This is a genomic window from Acinetobacter sp. Tr-809 (assembly GCF_011753255.1).
In the GTDB taxonomy this organism is placed as follows: Bacteria; Pseudomonadota; Gammaproteobacteria; order Pseudomonadales; family Moraxellaceae; genus Acinetobacter.
In genome coordinates this window covers 98,392-118,724 of sequence record NZ_VWVZ01000006.1, presented here as the reverse complement: position 1 = coordinate 118,724, position 20,333 = coordinate 98,392, and the positions used below count along the sequence as shown (strand labels likewise).

Genomic DNA, 20,333 nt, shown 5'->3' with positions numbered 1-20,333 from the left:
AACACCACTGTGGATAACTCTAGAGTTATCCATACGCATAAAAAAACCTCTACCGAAGTAGAGGTTTTTGATCAAATGACTTAGTTCAATAATAAGCTATTAATACGTTTGACATAGGCAGCTGGATCTTCTGGTAAACCACCTTCTGCAATCACAGCCTGATCAAAGATTACATTGGCCAAATCATCAAACTGTGCTGAGTTCTCTAATTTTTTCACCAAAGGATGTTCAGGGTTAATTTCTAAAGTTGGTTTAATTTCAGGAACAGCTTGGCCTGCTTGTTTCAACATACGAATTAGCTGTGGAGAAAGTTCACCTTCACTTGTGACTAAACATGCTGGAGAGTCCACTAAACGCGTGGTAACACGCACTTCTTTAGTCTTGTCTTTTAACGAGCTACTCAAACGGTCAACCACAGGTTTAAACTGCTCTGCCGCTTGCTCTAAAGCTTTTTTCTCTTCAGCATCTTGCAAATCACCAAGATCGACTGCACCTTTAGATACGTTCTGCAATGGCGTGCCATCGAACTCAAACACGAAGTTCATCGCCCACTCATCAACACGATCCGCCATGAGTAACACTTCAATGCCTTTTTTCTTGAATACTTCAAGTTGTGGCGAGTTTTTCGCAGCCGTTAAATTATCCGCAGTGACATAATAAATTGCTTTCTGTCCTTCTTTCATGCGTGCCTTGTAGTCGGCAAAAGAAGTACTGATCTCATCATTATTTGAAGTCGCATAACGCAATAATTTTAAGATACGTTCACGATTGCCTGTATCTTCTCCCAAACCTTCTTTGAGGACTGAACCAAACTCAGTATAGAAAGTCTTGAATTTCTGCTGGTCTTTCTCATCTTCCGATTTGGCTAAACCATCAATTAGAGTCAATACACGACGTGCATTGCCTTCACGAATGGTTTTCACATCACGGCTTTCTTGTAAAAGTTCACGGCTAACGTTCAACGGTAAGTCTGCACTGTCGACCACACCTTGAACAAAACGTAAATAGTTTGGAATGAGGTTATCTGCTTCATCCAAGATAAATACACGTTTCACATACAGCTTAATGCCTGCTTTTGCTTCGCGGGTAAATAAATCTTGTTTGGCCTGACTTGGAATATAGAGTAACTGAGTATATTCAGTGCTACCTTCCACACGGTTATGCGCCCATGCCAAAGGTTCTGCAAAATCGTGGCTCAGGTTTTTATAAAACTCGATGTATTGCTCATCAGTGATTTCACTCTTGTTACGCGTCCATAACGCACTCGCTGAGTTAATCGCTTCCCATTCATCAGTCTTGACCATTTGACCGCCTTTCGGTTCTTCACCTTCAGCGACTTCTTCCTCTTGCCACACTTCTTTTTGCATTTCGATTGGCAAACTGATGTGGTCAGAATATTTATTGATGATTTGTTTAACTTTCCATGACTCTAAATAGTCAAGTGCATCATCACGTAAATGCAAGATGATGTCTGTACCACGCGTTGCTTTCTCAATCGTTTGAACTTCAAACTCACCTGTACCACCACTGATCCAACGCACAGCTTCCGTCGTATCCAGCCCTGCACGACGTGATTCAACGGTAATTTTATCGGCAACAATAAAGCCTGAATAGAAACCAACACCAAACTGACCAATTAACTGTGCATCTGATTTTTGATCGCCTGTTAGCTTAGACATAAAGTCTTTGGTACCAGACTTTGCAATAGTACCTAAGTTATCAATGGCTTCTTGTTGGCTTAGACCAATCCCGTTATCTGAGATAGTTAAGGTTTTATTGTCTTTATCCAAGCTAACTCGGACACGTAACTCTGGATCATTTTCATAATATTCAGGGTGATTAATCCCTTCAAAACGTAACTTATCGCAAGCATCCGAAGCATTTGAAATCAATTCACGTAAGAAAATTTCAGGGTTGGAATACAGTGAATGGGTCACTAAATGCAATAACTGAGCAACCTCAGCTTGGAAACTATAATTCTGTGCGACTTGCTCACTCATAAATCACTCCTTATCTGTGCTTATATCTTTGGAATGATTTATGAATGGTGCATATCTTGGATTTTTCAATCCTTGATGTTTATTTTTCAGCTAAAAATCGCACAAAAGTTACAATTAGAATGGACCTTGACTCAAGACTCGCGTCTGTAGAAGTTGATCTAACTGTTGCTGTCTTTGTGCATAGGCACGCTTCAGACAAGGGCTATTCGCAGCACAAGAATTACGCTGTTTTAACCATTTAAATTGTTGATCTTTCTCTGCATCACGCCCGCCCATAGGTAAAGCATGCAGAATGATTTGGTAGGTGGTCGCAAGTTTGACATCAGCATCATTTAAACTGCGGTCATTGCAGATCTGTTGCTCAGCTTTTAGCTTCGCTGCTTTACAAGAGAAACTCGCAGCCTGAGCTTGGGACAAAAATAATAAGGGTGTGAGTAATAATGCTGTTGTTATCAATTTTTTCATCATGGATCATTCACTTTTATTTAAGCTTATGTCTCAGCATACAAAACTCAAGTGTTGAAGCCTGTATTGGTTTTATATTCAAATTGCAAAAATAAAAAACCTCACACAAGGTGAGGTTCTTCAATCTTTCACTGACTTAGAACTTGTAGCTATAACCTAATGTGTACACCACTGGGTTGAGGTCTAAATCAAATTTAGTACCATCGACCAAGGTCACTTCTGGGCTAATGTCTGCATAACGTACATCAACATAAACACCCCAGTTTTTCGCATCAGCAGGCTGGAAGTTAAAACCTAACTGACCGGCAAAACCAAATGCTTCTTTTACATCTTTCGCTACACCCTTTTCATGCCAAGGGATGAAGGCTGTACCACCGACACCAATATATGGCGTGAAGCGAGTTGAGTTTTTAAAGTTATATTTCGCTGTAATTGTTGGTGGTAAATGGCGAACACTCGCAACAGACTCACCATTTAATAAAACATCATGCTTCACAGGTGTCGCCAATAAAATTTCAGCTGAGAATGGCGTTTCACCAAAGAAATATTCAACCGATGGCGTAAATGCAAACTCGTAATCCCCTTTCACAGTTGCACCTGGCTTTAAAGTTACATCCGCAGTTGGATCAATTAAACTCGCACCTACTTTAACTTGAAAGCCCCCTGCAAATGCAGTTGAAGATAACCCCAATAATGCTACAACCAATGCTTTCTTTAACATTAAAACAACCTCTTTAACAATTTATGTTCTTGTTCAACATAATAAACACGGGTTTTTACATTATGCAATACTTATTAATTCCGACCATTTAAATCTATTTTGTAATATATTGAATATTAATAAAATATAATTGTTAAAATATGTAATATTTATTAATTCAGACTATTTTAGTCCACTTAAATCACTATAAAACCTAGTATTTTAATCAGAATACATCAATTTTAAATATTAGATAAAGTTTTTAGAAAAATTCAATTTAGATGAATTAAAAAATATAATAATATAAAACTTAATACTAAAACCACATTATAAAATTAGATTAAAAAAGAGACAAAAAATGTCAAATACTGATACTTTTTATATTTTAACTCCAAAAAATATACAAGCATAAAAAAATGGCTCTTAAAGAGCCATTTTCATTATAAAACCATTGCGGCAATCCAGCCAAAAATAAGTAGCGGGATATTAAAATGTATAAAGGTCGGCACAACAGTATCCCAAATGTGATCATGTTGACCATCTACACCTAAACCAGCTGTTGGTCCTAAAGTCGAATCTGATGCAGGTGAACCCGCATCACCTAATGCCGCAGCAGTACCAATTAAAGCGATTGTTGCTAAAGGTGAGAAACCAAATTGTACGCATAAGGGTACATAAATCACTGCCAATACAGGCACACTTGAGAACGATGAACCAATACCAATCGTCACGAACAAACCGATAAAGAGCATCAGGAACGCTGCAAGTGCATGGTTGTCGCCAATGATATGCACCACGCCATTAACCAGATGGGTAATGTCACCTGTATGGGTCATCACTGAGGCAAAACCTGCCGCAGAAATCATGATAAAACCCACCAGCGCCATCATACGCATGCCTTGTACAAATACGTCATCAGCATCTTGCCATTTAAAAATACCTGACGCGGACAACACTGCAAAACCAACTAAGCCGCCCAGAATCATCGAACCGGAATAGAGCTGTGCAACCAGAGTTAAACCGATCGCAAGCACAGCCATAAACATGGTTTTCTTGGAGATATAAGGTACATTCTCAGCTTCTTGCTTCAGCTCTTCAGCATCAGCTTTGAGATCATATTCTGATTGTGAAGTGACTTTCAGAGGTTTGTCTAGGTCAATGGTTTTGACTGGCGTAATTGAACGATCAACATAGATACGCGGCTTACGATAGCTAATAAATACCGCAACTAAAGTACCAATCACCATCCCTAAGACTGGAATCGCCATACCGATTGGCATCATGCCTCGTTCCACATGCAAGCCATAAGCTGCGCCAATCTTGTTGATATTGCCCATCAATATCTGCTCAAGGAAGATCGCACCAAAACCCACAGGCAGGAAAATATAGGTTCCCACCAGACCTAAAGTCATTACACATGCTGCCGCACGTCGATCCAGTTTTAAATGGTTCATCACTTTTAATAGAGGTGGAACCAGAACAGGAATAAAGGCGATATGCACTGGGATCAAGTTTTGAGAGAAAATCGCAGCAATCAACAAAATGGTTAATAACAGATATTTCACCTTCTTTTGCTGATTTTTACCGGCTTCCATCCCCAACAAACCAATCAGTTTATGCGCAAGCAAATCAGGTAAACCAGACTTGGACAATGCCAATGCAAAAGCACCTAATACCGCATAGGCCAATGCAACTTCAGCACCATCGCCTAAGCCAGCATTAAATGCCTCTACCGTTTGAGAAAGACTTAGACCAGCGACCAAGCCCCCAATAATGGCTGAAATCACCAAAGTGAGAACAACAGAAACTCGTGCCAGTGACAGGATAAACATCACGGCAATCGCAATTACGACAGCATTCATGAATAAATTCAGGAGCAAAGAAAAGGCGACATTCTAGCAGATTCATTAAAACCTAGCTGAAAATATCGCCGTCTTATTGCTAATCTTAAGTGATTTTTAGCTTAATAAATCCACTAAAGCCTTAAGCAGCTTGACGTTGCACGAACTGACGGATCAGTTCAGCAATTTTTTCTGGTTGACTCAATACTGCCCAGTGATTGGCATCCAGTTCTACATACTCAAATTTTTCCACCCATTTCGGCATTGATTCAGTAATGTATTCAGGGCTGACAAAGGCATCACGTTGTAACACGATCGCTTGTACAGGGCATTGTGCATAGCGTTGACGAGGCTGAGTCAATGAAGGAATAAAGTTGGCACGATAAAGATTAATACCATATTTACCATCCGCTACAATATTGGCATTTAGAGGTAAATTTTTCTTCTTTTCCAAACCACTTAAGATCTTGCCCCATTTTTCTGGACTAAAGAATGTCCATACTGTTGGTGCAACTAAAGGTAAATGGAAAGCACCGATATACCAAGATTTAGTCAGCATTTTTAATACATTGCTGGGTGCAGATTTAAATTTTTCACGTAAATACAGAGATGCATGGTCTAAACATGGACCTGAAATCGTCGTATAAGACAATAAACGACCTTTTAGTTTTGGTTCAGTCGCAGATTCCCAAGACTGTAAAGAACCCCAATCGTGCGCTGCCATATGGAAATTACGATTTGGTAGAACTTGATCTACGACTTCTTGTAAGTCGAGTGATAAACGCGGCAAACGATAATCTTTGATATGCTTCGGAATAGAAGAAAGACCTGCACCACGAACATCATAAGTCACCACAAAATAATCATTGACCAACTTCTCAATGATTGGCTCCCATACCTCCTGATTATCAGGATAGCCATGCACTAAAACCAAAGGCGTTTTTTTCTCATCTCCCCATGTTTTCACACACAGTGTTTGCTGATCCGATGTTGTAACTGTTTTGACTTGTGCTTGCATAATTTTTTCCCATTTTGTTTTCTATCGGCTGTTCATAAAACAGCCATTGCCAGCGATGCAATAAAAATGATACTTATGGAGTATGAATAGAGTTGCAAGAAAAAAAATTGACCATGAAAGACTTTTTCAAAAGAATTCGAACCATTCCCGCAATTTCAAAATTTATGCTGAACCACTATTCCCCTTATCGTGGGGCTGGAATTGAAATTGAAACCATTGATCTAGATGATTATTACATCCGAGTCAAAATGCCACTGACGAGACGTAACCGCAATATTGTAGGGACACATTTTGGCGGTAGCCTTTATTCAATGGTCGACCCTTTTTATATGCTGATTCTGATTCATCACCTAGGACATAAATATATTGTTTGGGATAAAAGTGCCACTATTAATTTTCTCTCACCCGGTCGTAATACCGTATATGCTGAGATTCAACTGAGTCGCGATGAAATCACTGAAATCAAGAAATTGGCTGAGAATCATGACCCTGTTCTACGCCATTACACATTGAATATTGTTGATGATGCAGGAACACGAATCGCAGAAGTTGAAAAGGTTCTTTATATCCGTCGTAAAAAACCCAAAGCCAGTGCTTAGTACCATTCACATAAAAATGCCTGCTATCAATAGCAGGCATTTTTGAATCTGATGATCAGAAATTATCTCTTTTTCTCTTGGATTGCGGCACCAGCACCACCACCGATTGCACCACCAATTGCAGCACCAGAATCGCCACCAAAGATAGCTTTACCGACCACTGAACCAATACCCGCACCAATCGCGCTGCTTGTCGTTGAATTGCTGCTACCACCTTTGGCATTAGCACCAACACCTGCACCTGCCGCAGCACCTACACCGGCACCAAGACCACCACCAACATGGTTACCAACGCCACCACCGACAGCACCACCGAGTGCAGCCGCACCGATACGTTGGTCAGAGGCGCTCATATTTTGGCAACCTGTAAACATAACCGCTGATAGCACCAAAGTAGAAACTAAACCAATTGTTTTTTTCATGACTATATACTCACTTCTATACCTTCTAGTGAAAAGCATAATCTTCTTTTATGGGGAATTTGATCACATTGTGTTATCACAATGTCCTAATCGATTGATATTTTGTAAAGGATGATTGTTTATGAAGCAGTCGAATAAAGATACGCTCAATACGCAATAAAATAGCATCAGTATGAATATGCTAAGTATGTAGCATTTGGATTATTGTTTTGCTTATGCTCAATTCAAATCAGATTTATAAATGGGATTCTAGCTTGTTAGCTTTTCTCAGCAATGCATTTGTGATCACTGAGAAAAGACCAGTTTACTTAAGAAACCACTTAGATACTGAAGCTGAATTAGATAAATTGCTTCAGTCATCAAGCGATTTTCTATATAGGCTTAGTACTTGCCTTTTTTCTCACCATAAGCCGATCCAGCACTACCACCAAGTGCTCCACCTACTGCTGCACCAGACTCTCCACCGAGTACCGCGCCACCAAGCGCCGCCCCAATGCCTGCACCAATTGCACTGTTACGAGTATTTTTACTATTTGAACCTTTGGCATTTGCAGCTACGCCAGCACCAATTGCAGCACCAAGACCCGCACCTAAGTTACCACCAACACTTTTACCGACCGCACCACCAGCACCACCACCAATTGCAGCAGAACCAATACGTTTGCTTTCAGGACTCGCATTCTGGCAACCAACAAATAGCGTAGTTGACATCAAACCAACACCAGCAATCATCATCATTTTTTTCATTAGAACTATTCCTCTCCTCAGATGTGCATAGAATAGTATGCTTTAATGAACTGTTTATTCTGATTAAGTAATCAAATACCGAAGCTCTAATGCGTTTTTGTAACATCTGCTTCATTTTTCCACAAAAAAGGCACCCGAAGGTGCCTTTTCAATGCGTTAAAACTTAGAACTGGTCTGAGTTCAACGCTTGACTAAATGCTTGGTCAACTTCACTGAAATCGTTGTGAAGTTCAAATTCAGCAGCTTCTGCTTCTTGGCGACGACGCTCCAAGTGGTAAGCAAGACCTGTACCTGCTGGAATCAAACGACCTACAACAACGTTTTCTTTCAAGCCACGTAAATCATCTTCTTTACCTGTTACAGCAGCTTCAGTTAACACACGTGTTGTTTCCTGGAACGATGCAGCAGAGATGAACGAGTCTGTAGAAAGCGATGCTTTCGTGATACCCATCAATTGACGTTCAAACTTCGCAGGGAACTTGTTCTGAGCCAAGACAGCTTGGTTCTCTTGAACAACGCGGATGTAATCCACTTGCTCACCTTTGATGAAGCTTGTATCACCGCCATCTGTGATATCAACTTTACGCAACATTTGACGTACAACAACTTCAATGTGCTTATCGTTGATTTTTACACCTTGGAGACGGTAAACGTCTTGAACTTCGTTCACGATGTAGTTGGTTAATGCAACTTCGCCTTTCAAACGTAAGATGTCATGTGGGTTTTGTGGACCATCAGAGATTGTCTCACCACGGTTCACATGCTCACCTTCGAACACGTTGATTTGACGCCATTTTGGAATCAATTCTTCATAGATCTCAGAACCATCATCTGGGCTGATCACTAAACGGTTCTTACCTTTGGTCTCTTTACCAAAGCTCACGATACCAGACACTTCTGCCAAGATAGCGTGTTCTTTTGGCTTACGCGCTTCGAACAAGTCAGCTACGCGTGGAAGACCACCGGTAATATCACGAGTACGTGAAGATTCTTGTGGTACACGACCAATTACATCACCCACACCAATCGTTCCGCCATCGCGAACTGTTACGATTGTATTCTGTGGTAAGAAGTAGAACTGTTCGCCACCATCGGTTGTATCCAACACGATTGCAGGACGTAAATCTTTACCAGAAGCAGGACGAGCTGTTACAGGCAAGATTTCAACAGTAGTCATACCTGTTGCATCATCAGTCTTAGAAGTTGCAGTTACACCATCAGCGATTTGACTGAAACGTGCTTTACCCGCAACCTCAGTAACAAGTGGATGTGTATGTGGATCCCAAGTCGCTACGATACCGCCAGCTTCTACAGCTTCACCATCTTTCAACAAGATGCTTGCACCGTAAGGAAGTTTATAACGCTCGCGCTCACGACCTAAATCATCCGCAATACCAATTTCACCTGAACGTGAAACTGACACTAAGTGACCTTTGGCATGTTGTACAGTTTTCACGTTGTGGAAACGTACAGTACCTTTGTTACGTACTTGAACACTGTTTGCAGCAGAAGTTCGGCTCGCAGCACCACCAACGTGGAACGTACGCATCGTTAACTGTGTACCAGGTTCACCAATTGACTGTGCAGCCATTACACCAACAGATTCACCTGGGTTCACCAAGTGACCACGGGCAAGGTCACGACCGTAACATTTCGCACATACGCCGAATGCAGATTCACACGCAATAACTGAACGTACTTTAACTTCATCGACACCCGCTTCTTCAAGCTGAGCAGCAATTTTCTCGTCAATTAACGTACCACGTGGAAGTACAACCTCATCATCAGATGCACGACGTACATCTTCAGCAGTTACACGACCTAATACGCGATCGCGTAATGGTTCAATAACGTCACCACCTTGAATGAATGGTGTCATCACTAGGCCACCAGCTGTACCACAATCAGATTCAGTAATAACTAAATCTTGTGCTACGTCTACAAGACGACGAGTCAAGTAACCAGAGTTCGCAGTTTTCAATGCAGTATCGGCCAAACCTTTACGTGCACCGTGTGTTGAGATGAAGTACTGAAGTACTGTCAAACCTTCACGGAAGTTTGCTTTAATTGGAGTCTCAATGATCGAGCCATCTGGCTTAGCCATCAAACCACGCATACCAGCAAGCTGACGGATCTGCGCCGCACTACCACGGGCACCCGAGTCAGACATCATATAAATTGAGTTGAATGACTTTTGTTTCTCGTCTTCACCTTGCTTGTTCTTCACAAGTGTATAAGACAAGTTGTCCATCATCGCTTTCGCAACTTGGTCATTGGTACGTGCCCAAATATCGACCACTTTGTTATAGCGCTCACCCGCAGTTACGAAGCCTTGTTCAAACTGTTGTTCGATTTCACGAACTTCAGTTTCAGCTTTGTCGATAATGGTGTGCTTATTTGGTGGAATAAGCATGTCTTCCATACCTACAGATACACCTGAACGCGTCGCTTGACGGAAGCCCAAATACATCAATTGGTCAGCGAAGATAACAGTATCTTTCAAACCAAGCTTACGGTAGCAAGAGTTGATTAACTTAGAGATGTTTTTCTTGGTCATCTCAAGGTTGATCGATTCAAAGCTTAAACCTTGTGGAACAACTTCCCACAACAAGCAACGACCTGGTGTTGTATCAACGATAATGGTTTGCTTTTCGCGCTGACCATTTTCATCAATCACAGTTTGGTGTACACGTACTTTAACGCGTGCATGGATCGCAACTTTACCAGTCGCTAAAGCACGGTTAACTTCATGTGTATCCGCAAACACCATGCCTTCACCTTTGGCATTTACCTCATCACGTGTGATGTAGTAAAGACCCAATACAACGTCCTGAGAAGGAACGATGATCGGCTCACCATTTGCAGGTGACAAGATGTTGTTGGTTGACATCATCAACGCACGAGCTTCTAACTGTGCTTCAAGTGTCAATGGAACGTGTACCGCCATTTGGTCACCATCGAAGTCGGCGTTAAACGCAGCACATACGAGTGGGTGTAAACGGATCGCTTTACCTTCAATTAAGATCGGTTCAAATGCTTGAAGACCTAAACGGTGAAGTGTTGGTGCACGGTTCAACATCACTGGATGTTGACGAATTACAGATGCAAGAACGTCCCAAACTTCCGGTGTCTCGCGCTCAACCATTTTCTTCGCAGCTTTAATGGTTGTTGCTTGGCCAGATGCTTGTAGTTTCGCGAAAATGAATGGCTTGAATAATTCAAGTGCCATCTTCTTCGGAAGACCACATTGATGAAGACGTAAAGTAGGACCAACGGTAATTACCGAACGACCAGAATAGTCAACACGCTTACCTAACAAGTTTTGACGGAAACGACCTTGTTTACCTTTGATCATGTCTGCCAAAGATTTCAATGGACGTTTGTTCGAACCTGTAATCGCACGACCACGACGACCGTTATCAAGCAATGCATCTACAGACTCTTGTAACATACGTTTTTCGTTACGTACGATAATGTCTGGAGCCGCAAGGTCAAGAAGACGCTTCAAACGGTTGTTACGGTTAATCACACGACGATATAAATCGTTCAAGTCTGAAGTCGCGAAACGACCACCTTCAAGTGGTACAAGCGGACGTAAGTCTGGTGGAAGTACTGGAAGTACATTCATCACCATCCATTCTGGCTTGTTGTTCGAATCGTTGAAAGCTTCCATCAACTTCAAACGCTTAGACGATTTCTTAAGTTTCGTCTCAGACGTTGTTTGAGGAATTTCTTCACGTAAACGTGCAATCTCTGCTTCAAGATCGATATCTTTCAATAAATCTTGAATTGCCTCTGCACCCATTTTGGCAGCGAATTCATCACCGTGTTCTTCAAGTGCATTGTAGTATTCTTCGTCTGTTAAAAGTTGGTACTTTTCAAACGGAGTCATACCCGGATCGGTAACAACATAAGATTCGAAATACAATACGCGCTCGATATCACGCAATGTCATATCAAGAAGTAAACCAATACGGCTCGGTAATGATTTCAAGAACCAAATGTGTGCAACTGGAGAAGCAAGCTCAATGTGACCCATACGTTCACGACGAACTTTCGCAGTTGTTACTTCAACGCCACATTTTTCACAAATGACGCCTTTATATTTCATACGCTTGTATTTACCACACAAGCATTCGTAATCTTTTACTGGACCAAAGATTTTGGCACAGAATAAACCGTCACGTTCGGGTTTAAAAGTACGGTAATTAATGGTTTCAGGCTTTTTAACTTCACCGTGAGACCATGACTTAATCATCTCTGGTGACGCAAGACCAATACGGATACGGTCAAATTCAACAGGTGCATGACCTTCTGAATCCGTTTTCTTACGCATGATATCGAGCAAGTCTTTCAATTTTTTTCTCCGTGTGTCGAGGAGCTAGGCTCACTCGACTGGGTCACAAATATTGTTTTTACTGAAATTTGGAATCTCCCCTACCCCCTCTTTAAGAAAGAGGAGAACTTCCCCCTTTAATAAAGGGGGATCAAGGGGGATTTAATCACCATTTTTCAGTTCAATGTTGATACCTAAAGAACGGATCTCTTTGGTCAATACGTTGAACGATTCAGGCATACCCGGATCCATATAATGGTTACCATCTACAATGTTCTTATAGATGCGTGTACGGCCTTCGACGTCATCCGACTTCACAGTAAGCATTTCTTGAAGTGTATATGCTGCACCGTATGCTTCGAGTGCCCATACTTCCATCTCACCGAAACGCTGACCACCGAATTGTGCTTTACCACCAAGCGGCTGTTGTGTAACAAGAGAGTAAGAACCTGTTGAACGCGCATGCATCTTGTCATCAACCAAGTGGTTCAATTTGAGCATGTACATGTAACCTACAGTTACAGGACGATCAAACTGTTCACCTGTACGTCCGTCAAACAATACTGTTTGACCTGTACGTGAAATGTCTGCTAATTCAAGTAAGTCTTTGATCTGACTTTCTTCAGCACCATCAAATACAGGTGTCGCTAATGGAACACCAGCACGTAAGTTGCCTGAAAGTGCCAAGATCTCTGCATCAGTTAAGCTATCAAGCTCTTCTTGCTCACCACCGACCTTGTTATAAATCTTGTCTAAGAAGTCACGTAGTTCTAAAACTGTACGCTGTTCTTTCAACATTTTCTCAAGTTTATCACCAAGACCTTTGGCCGCCATACCTAAGTGAGTCTCAAGAATCTGACCCACGTTCATACGTGACGGTACACCCAATGGGTTCAATACGATATCGACTGGTACACCATTGGCATCGTGCGGCATGTCTTCAACAGGTAAGATGTTTGATACAACACCTTTGTTCCCGTGACGACCCGCCATCTTATCACCAGGCTGGATACGACGTTTAACAGCAAGATAAACCTTAACAACTTTCAATACGCCAGTGGTTAATTCATCACCTGTAGAAAGTTTACGTTTCTTCTCTGCAAACTTCTCATCAATTTCATAGCTCTTCTCTTTCAAGAATACTTGAATTTGAGTTAGACGCTCTGCAATTGCTTCGTCAGTCGGTTGAATTTCAAGTAAATCAACAAGCTCTAAACCAGACAATACGTCTTCAGAAAGTTTATCGCCACGTTTAGTTGAACCACCACCGTTAGATTCTTGACCTTTCAACAAACGAACAATACGTTCACGTGCTGCTTCTTCGAAGATTTTGTATTCTTCTTTCAAGTCTTTACGGTATGCGTCAAGTTGAGCTTTCTCAATTGCTTGAGCACGTTCATCTTTTTCCAAACCATCACGTGTGAAGACTTGAACGTCAATCACAGTACCTTTAGTACCAGACGGAACGCGTAAAGAAGAGTCTTTAACGTCAGCTGCTTTTTCACCAAAGATTGCGCGAAGTAGTTTTTCTTCAGGTGTTAACTGAGTTTCACCTTTAGGCGTTACCTTACCAACAAGGATGTCACCCGCAGTTACTTCAGCACCGATATAAACAATACCAGACTCATCCAATTTAGACAGCGCAGCTTCACCTACGTTAGGAATATCGGCAGTAATTTCTTCTGCACCTAACTTAGTATCACGTGCTACACATGACAATTCTTGAATGTGAATCGACGTTAAACGGTCTTCTTGAAGTACACGCTCAGAAAGTAAGATCGAGTCTTCGTAGTTATAACCGTTCCATGTCATGAACGCGACGCGCATGTTTTGACCAAGCGCAAGTTCACCCATATCAGTCGATGGACCATCAGCCAAGATATCGCCACGAGCAACTTTGTCGCCCAAGTTCACGATAACGTTTTGGTTGATACATGTATTTTGGTTTGAACGTGTGTATTTGATCAGGTTGTAGATATCTACACCCGCTTCACCCGCGATCATTTCATCTTCGTTTACACGAATAACGATACGAGATGCATCTACATATTCAATCGCACCACCACGGTCAGCAATCACACACACGCCCGAGTCACGTGCTACGTTTGCTTCCATACCAGTACCAACAAGCGGCTTGTCAGCACGTAACGTAGGAACAGCCTGACGTTGCATGTTTGAACCCATCAATGCACGGTTCGCATCATCGTGTTCAAGGAATGGAATCAATGATGCTGCAACAGAAACAACCTGCTGTGCAGAAACGTCCATATGTGTAACGCGCTCAGGCGACATACGTACGAATTCACCTTGATGACGTACAGAAACCATTTCTTCAGTCAAATTACCATCTTTATCAACAGCAGAATCGGCCTGTGCAATGACAGTACCTACTTCTTCAATTGCGGATAAATATTCAACATCATCAGTTACGCGACCATCAACAACTTTACGGTAAGGTGTTTCCAAGAAACCAAAGTCGTTGGCTTTTGCATAAACAGAAAGCGAGTTGATCAAACCAATGTTTGGACCTTCAGGCGTTTCAATTGGACAAACACGACCATAGTGAGTTTGATGTACGTCACGTACCTCAAAGCCCGCACGTTCACGTGTCAAACCACCAGGACCAAGCGCAGATACACGACGTTTGTGTGTAATCTCAGACAATGGGTTGTTTTGGTCCATGAACTGAGACAATTGGCTTGAACCAAAGAATTCTTTGATTGCAGCAGCAACTGGTTTCGCGTTGATTAAATCTTGCGGAGACAAGTTATCTGTTTCTGCTTGGCTTAAACGCTCTTTAACAGCACGTTCAACACGGACTAAACCAACACGGAATTGGTTTTCTGTCATTTCACCAACAGAACGCACACGACGGTTACCCAAGTGATCGATATCGTCGACTTCACCTTTACCGTTACGGATTTCAACCAATGTACGTAATACATCGATAATATCTTCGTGCGATAAAATACCTTCAACTTCACGTGACTTCTGATCAGTACCTACTTCGTAAGGACGACCCAAACGACGGTTGAACTTCATACGACCCACTGGGGAAAGGTCATAACGTTCAGAAGAGAAGAACAAGTTATTGAATAAGTTTTCAGCAGCTTCTTTCGTTGGCGGCTCGCCTGGACGCATTACTTTATAGATTTCAACAAGCGCTTCTTCACGACCTGTTGTTGTATCTGCACGCAATGTATCTGCAACGAAAGAACCACGATCGATGTCATTCGTGAATAGGATGTTAAACTGCTTAACACCACCTTCAGCCAATTTCACCAAGATTTCATGACTAAGCACGGTATTAGCAGCAATCACATCACCATTTTTCAATGGGATATCTTCAGCTGTAATACGCTCATATAAATATTCATCAGGTACAGAAAGCTTCGCTAAGTTCGCTGCTTCCATTTGACGTACGTGACGTGCATTAATACGCTTACCTTGTTCAACGATCGCCTTACCATCATTGTCTAAGATATCAAATTGCGCCATTTCACCACGTAAGCGATCTGGAACGAGGTCAATCTGATAGCTACCCATATCAAGATATACAGGTACTTTTTCGTAGAACAAATTCAAGATTTGTTCATTGCTGTAATTCAAGGCACGTAAAACTACAGTCGCAAGCAACTTACGACGACGGTCAATACGTACAAAGACTAAATCTTTGGCATCAAATTCAAAGTCTAACCATGAACCACGGTAAGGGATAATACGTGCTGAATACAACACTTTACCACTTGAGTGAGTTTTACCCTTGTCATGGTCAAAGAATACGCCTGGTGAACGGTGTAATTGAGATACGATTACACGCTCAGTACCGTTAATAACGAAAGTACCGTTATCGGTCATGAGTGGCATTTCACCCATGTAAACTTCTTGTTCACGAACGTCTTTAATTGATTTCGTTTCACGATCTTTAATGATCAAACGAATTTTTACGCGCATTGGTGCTGCATAAGTTGAACCACGTAAAATACATTCACGTACGTCAAACTCAGGCTTACCAAGACTATACTCAACAAATTCTAAAGCAGCATTGCCAGAATAACTTTCAATAGGAAAAACTGAACGAAATGCGGCTTGGAGACCGATGTCTTCGCGATTTTTTGGAGTTTTACCACCTTGTAAGAATGTACGGTACGAATCGACCTGAATCGAAAGTAAGTACGGTGCTTCCATTACGTGGGGCAATTTACCAAAATTCTTACGGATCCGTTTCTTTTCGGTATATGAGTATGCCATCTGGAGTCCTCGGAAAGTAAACTAAACCCGCCTGCAGAACGGGTCTAGAAGGAATTACGCAGGCCGATATGGCCACCACTGTTTACAAATGCTGCAATTTTTAGTGGTATTAAAACGCTTAACAATATTTTTATAAGCAAAAAAATATTGGTAAGCGTTTGATTTTATGTGTTTTGCCTAAATAATACGCACGTTAAACGTAAAACTAACAAAAAACGAGCCGATTATTGTAACGCAAAAAGGCTGATGACCCAAGAGCCATCAGCCATTTTTTGGAGCCGATTTTCAAAAAATCGACTCCCTACAGCATTACTTAAGTGTAACTGTAGCACCAGCTTCTTCAAGCTTCTTCTTAAGTTCTTCGCCTTCTTCTTTAGAAACGCCTTCTTTAAGAACTGCAGGAGCGCCTTCAACAAGATCTTTAGCTTCTTTAAGACCAAGACCAGTAGCTTCACGAACTGCTTTAATTACAGCAACTTTGTTAGCACCGAAAGAAGTCAACTCAACGTTGAATTCAGTTTGTTCTTCAGCAGCAGCAGCAGCGCCTGGAGCAGCAGCTACAGCTACAGCAGCAGCAGATACGTTAAATTTTTCTTCGAAAGCAGAAATTAATTCAACAAGTTCAAGAACTGTTTTTTCAGCAACTGCGTTTAAGATGTCTTCGTTTGATAAAGCCATGAGAATAACTCCAAATGGATATTGAATGGTGTGAAAGTAGGATTAAGCCGCTTCTGACTCGTTTTTCTCTTTGAGTGCCGTAATAAGGCGACCCAATTTCGAAATAGGAGCTTGAAGGACAGAGGCAAGCATAGTAAGCGCTTTTTCTTGGTTCGGAAGGTTTGCAATTACACTAACTTCAGCACCTTGATAAACTTTGCCATCAAATGCAGCAGCTTTAAGTTCAAAAGCTTTGTTAGTTTTCGCAAATTCTTCGAACAAGCGTGCAGCTGCACCCATGTCATCTTCAGAAGTTGAGAAACCGAGAATGGTTGGGCCAACAAGGTCGTCATTCAAGATATCAAATTGAGTACCTTCGAATGAACGCTTAGCCAAAGTATTACGCACGATACGTGTAGTAACACCTAGCTTACGAGCTTCAACACGAAGTTGTGTTAATTGCTCTACGCTTGAACCTTGATAGTTAGCCACAACAACAGAAAACGCTTTAGAAGCAACTTCACTTACTTCTGCAACGATCTGTTTTTTGTCTTCGATAAGAAGAGCCATTGTAAAACCTCCTAACGGTGATTTATGCACTCATATGAGTGCACTCCCAATTCGTAAGCCTTATTCAGACTTACACGCGGAGGAGGAATAAATCACACCACCGCGTCTACTCAGGCTGGGTTATTAAGAAAAACATTCGAAAATATTTTTCGCCTGAGGTCTTTGACGCTGATAAATATTCATTTATCAATTCAAAGTTTGCCTAAAAACCCCTTCTCCCTCAGGGAGAAGGTAGGGATGAGGGTATAAAACCTCTCCCCAACCCTCTCCTATAAAGAGAGGGAGCTTTTCAGGGCTTTAAAATTCTTTCTAATTACTTAGAAACGTTGCTTACGTCAACGATCAAACCAGGACCCATAGTTGAGCTCAAAGTGATCTTTTTAACGTATACACCTTTAGAAGTTGCAGGCTTCAATTTTTTCAAGTCTGCAATTAAAGTTTCAACGTTTTGACGTACAGCTTCTTCGCTAAAGCCAAGTTGACCGATAGCAGCGTGGATGATACCCGCTTTGTCTACACGGTAACGTGCTTGACCAGATTTAGCATTCTTAACCGCGTTAGCAACGTCAGGCGTTACTGTACCCACTTTCGGGTTTGGCATTAAGCCACGTGGACCAAGAATTGTACCAAGCTTACCAACAACGCGCATTGCATCAGGAGCAGCAATAACGACGTCGAAATCAAGGTTTCCACCTTGAATGCTTTCAGCAAGGTCATCAAAACCAACGATATCAGCACCAGCAGCTTTCGCAGCTTCAGCAGCAGCACCTTGAGCAAATACTGCAACACGTACAGTTTTACCAGTACCCGCAGGTAAAGTTGTAGCACCACGAACAACCTGATCAGATTTACGTGGGTCTACACCAAGGTTTACAGCGATATCTAAAGATTCTTTGAACTTCGCAGCTGGAAGGCTGTTAAGAACTTGTACTGCTTCTTCCAAAGTGTAAACTTTGTTTGCTTCTACAGCAGCAGCAATGGCTTTTTGACGTTTAGTTAACTTTGCCATGTCTTATAGCTCCACTTCCAAGCCCATAGAACGTGCAGAACCAGCAATGGTACGTACACGAGCGTCTAAATCAGCACCAGTTAAATCTGGTTCTTTAGTAGTCGCGATTTCTTCTAACTGAGCACGAGTCAACTTACCAACTTTAGTTTTGTTAGGTACAGAAGAACCCTTTTGAATACCAGCAGCTTTCTTAAGAAGAATAGATGCAGGTGGAGTTTTCATGATGAAAGTGAACGACTTATCGTTGTACACAGTGATCACGACAGGAATTGGCAAACCAACTTCAAGTTTTTGTGTAGCAGCATTGAATTCTTTACAGAATGCCATGATGTTTACACCACGTTGACCCAATGCAGGACCAATTGGTGGAGATGGATTTGCTTTACCAGCTGGAACTTGCAGCTTGATATAGCCGTCAATCTTCTTAGCCATTGAAAATTACCTCTGGGTACAGACGCCGCTAGGCTCCCCAAAAAATTAAACAACACCGAAGTGTTAGAACAACAATGCCCGATCAGATCGGGCGCTTCTCAACCTACGCAGATTAAATCGTTTTTTCGACTTGGCGAAACTCGAGTTCAACCTGAGTTGGTCGATTAAATACATTAATCGTCAACGTTAAACGTGACTTTTCGTATTGAACTTCCTCCACGACCCCTTTAAAGTCAGTGAACGGACCGTCAACAACGAGCAATTCTTCACCAGGTTCAAACATCGTCTTAGGACGAGGCGCTTCACCTGTATTACGCACACGAGCAAGGATCGCATCAGCTTCACGTTGTGAAATCGGCGCTGGTTTTTCTGGTGTACCACCAATAAAACCAAGAACTTTTGGACACTCTTTTACAATATGCCAAGTATCATCATTCATTTCCATTTCGACTAATACATAGCCAGGAAAGAATTTACGCTCAGACTTACGCTTTTTACCATCCTTCATTTCCACCACTTCTTCAGTAGGGACAAGGACTTCACCAAAGCTTTCAGCAACAGTACTACGCTGAATTCGATCATTAAGCGAACGCATCACTTGTTTTTCAAAGCCTGAATAGGCATGAATAATATACCAACGTTTCATCGCGTTCTTACCCAATAATTAACTTAATAAACCAACCTAACCCGTAGTCGAAACACCATAAAACCAATGATGCAACAAGTACAACTAAGAGAACTTGCCACGATGTCGTGATCGTCTCTTGTTTTGTTGGCCAGGTCACTCGACGCAGTTCAATTCGCGCATCTTGCAATAAACGCACAAAGCCTTTGCCTTGATGGGTGGCGTATAATAAACCTAAAGCGACTACGACACAAGCCAAAATCACCCCAACGCGCACCCAAATATCATTTGCTGGTGCCCAATAGGCAGGTAAATGCTGATTTACCAATGCTGAACCGACCAATAAAGCTATAGCAATCAACCACAAGACAACATCTAGAGGTGAGCCAGAACTTACAACTTCTGCAACATTATTTCTTTGAGGGATTGGCGCGTCGCTTAATGCGTCACGCGATTTATCATTCGACATTTTTTTACTCGTCGTAGAATTCGCGACTTATTATATGACAACTCAGCCAGAATTAAGCTTTTTTATTAAAAAAAAGTGGCAGGCCAGGAGGGACTCGAACCCCCAACATTCGGTTTTGGAGACCGACGCTCTACCAATTGAACTACTGACCTAACGTACAAATCGAAAGCCGGAGCTTTCGATTTGAGTGTA

Annotated in this window: 16 protein-coding genes and 1 tRNA gene; 1 reads left to right on the top strand and 16 read right to left on the bottom strand. The window is 41.8% G+C overall.

Features of this window, described 5'->3' with window-relative positions; all coding sequences use genetic code 11:
* Window positions 1-80: 80 nt before the first annotated feature.
* The 5 genes from htpG to F3J02_RS14190 all read right to left on the bottom strand — a co-directional run bounded on the left by htpG (window position 81) and on the right by F3J02_RS14190 (window position 6,024).
* Window positions 81-2,000: a molecular chaperone HtpG gene (gene htpG, locus F3J02_RS14210; protein WP_167250276.1), complete on the bottom strand. Its 1,920-nt coding sequence runs from the start codon at window positions 1,998-2,000 to the stop codon at window positions 81-83.
* 114 nt (window positions 2,001-2,114) lie between these two features.
* Window positions 2,115-2,465: a lysozyme inhibitor LprI family protein gene (locus F3J02_RS14205; RefSeq protein WP_078197554.1), complete on the bottom strand. Its 351-nt coding sequence runs from the start codon at window positions 2,463-2,465 to the stop codon at window positions 2,115-2,117.
* A gap of 136 nt (window positions 2,466-2,601) precedes the next feature.
* On the bottom strand, window positions 2,602-3,186 hold the full coding sequence (locus tag F3J02_RS14200) for an OmpW/AlkL family protein (protein ID WP_167250274.1): 585 nt from the start codon (window positions 3,184-3,186) through the stop codon (window positions 2,602-2,604).
* Window positions 3,187-3,605: 419 nt separating this feature from the next.
* Window positions 3,606-5,027 (bottom strand): Na+/H+ antiporter family protein, encoded by a 1,422-nt coding sequence (locus F3J02_RS14195; protein WP_167250272.1) that lies wholly within the window; start codon window positions 5,025-5,027, stop codon window positions 3,606-3,608.
* Window positions 5,028-5,148: 121 nt separating this feature from the next.
* Window positions 5,149-6,024 (bottom strand): alpha/beta fold hydrolase, encoded by an 876-nt coding sequence (locus tag F3J02_RS14190; protein WP_167250270.1) that lies wholly within the window; start codon window positions 6,022-6,024, stop codon window positions 5,149-5,151.
* Between the two features lie 113 nt (window positions 6,025-6,137).
* On the opposite strand from F3J02_RS14190, the gene F3J02_RS14185 reads away from it, so the two are divergent.
* Window positions 6,138-6,623 (top strand): DUF4442 domain-containing protein, encoded by a 486-nt coding sequence (locus F3J02_RS14185; RefSeq protein WP_167250586.1) that lies wholly within the window; start codon window positions 6,138-6,140, stop codon window positions 6,621-6,623.
* A 62-nt stretch (window positions 6,624-6,685) separates the two neighbouring features.
* Here the strand turns inward: F3J02_RS14185 and F3J02_RS14180 are convergent, their stop codons facing one another.
* The 11 genes from F3J02_RS14180 to F3J02_RS14130 all read right to left on the bottom strand — a co-directional run bounded on the left by F3J02_RS14180 (window position 6,686) and on the right by F3J02_RS14130 (window position 20,293).
* Window positions 6,686-7,045: a YMGG-like glycine zipper-containing protein gene (locus F3J02_RS14180; RefSeq protein WP_167250268.1), complete on the bottom strand. Its 360-nt coding sequence runs from the start codon at window positions 7,043-7,045 to the stop codon at window positions 6,686-6,688.
* A 381-nt stretch (window positions 7,046-7,426) separates the two neighbouring features.
* Complete coding sequence (locus tag F3J02_RS14175) at window positions 7,427-7,792, bottom strand: DNA transfer protein p32 (protein WP_167250266.1); 366 nt, start codon at window positions 7,790-7,792, stop codon at window positions 7,427-7,429.
* A 163-nt stretch (window positions 7,793-7,955) separates the two neighbouring features.
* On the bottom strand, window positions 7,956-12,149 hold the full coding sequence (gene rpoC / locus F3J02_RS14170; protein WP_167250264.1) for a DNA-directed RNA polymerase subunit beta': 4,194 nt from the start codon (window positions 12,147-12,149) through the stop codon (window positions 7,956-7,958).
* Window positions 12,150-12,290: 141 nt separating this feature from the next.
* Complete coding sequence (gene rpoB / locus F3J02_RS14165) at window positions 12,291-16,379, bottom strand: DNA-directed RNA polymerase subunit beta (protein ID WP_167250262.1); 4,089 nt, start codon at window positions 16,377-16,379, stop codon at window positions 12,291-12,293.
* A 309-nt stretch (window positions 16,380-16,688) separates the two neighbouring features.
* Window positions 16,689-17,057, bottom strand: coding sequence for a 50S ribosomal protein L7/L12 (gene rplL, locus F3J02_RS14160; RefSeq protein ID WP_167250260.1), 369 nt, complete (start codon window positions 17,055-17,057; stop codon window positions 16,689-16,691).
* 42 nt (window positions 17,058-17,099) lie between these two features.
* Complete coding sequence (gene rplJ / locus F3J02_RS14155; RefSeq protein WP_004656288.1) at window positions 17,100-17,606, bottom strand: 50S ribosomal protein L10; 507 nt, start codon at window positions 17,604-17,606, stop codon at window positions 17,100-17,102.
* 313 nt (window positions 17,607-17,919) lie between these two features.
* The gene (gene rplA, locus F3J02_RS14150) at window positions 17,920-18,615 is read right to left on the bottom strand and encodes a 50S ribosomal protein L1 (protein WP_004656290.1); all 696 of its coding nucleotides are present in this window, start codon (window positions 18,613-18,615) and stop codon (window positions 17,920-17,922) included.
* 3 nt (window positions 18,616-18,618) lie between these two features.
* Window positions 18,619-19,047 carry a 50S ribosomal protein L11 gene (rplK, locus tag F3J02_RS14145; RefSeq protein ID WP_004637639.1) on the bottom strand — a complete coding sequence of 143 codons (429 nt, stop codon included), beginning with the start codon at window positions 19,045-19,047 and terminating at the stop codon, window positions 18,619-18,621.
* Window positions 19,048-19,159: 112 nt separating this feature from the next.
* Window positions 19,160-19,693, bottom strand: coding sequence for a transcription termination/antitermination protein NusG (nusG, locus tag F3J02_RS14140; RefSeq protein ID WP_004802226.1), 534 nt, complete (start codon window positions 19,691-19,693; stop codon window positions 19,160-19,162).
* Window positions 19,694-19,700: 7 nt separating this feature from the next.
* Window positions 19,701-20,141: a preprotein translocase subunit SecE gene (gene secE, locus F3J02_RS14135; protein ID WP_004802225.1), complete on the bottom strand. Its 441-nt coding sequence runs from the start codon at window positions 20,139-20,141 to the stop codon at window positions 19,701-19,703.
* 76 nt (window positions 20,142-20,217) lie between these two features.
* Window positions 20,218-20,293 (bottom strand) — tRNA-Trp (locus F3J02_RS14130).
* Between the last annotated feature and the right edge of the window lie 40 nt (window positions 20,294-20,333).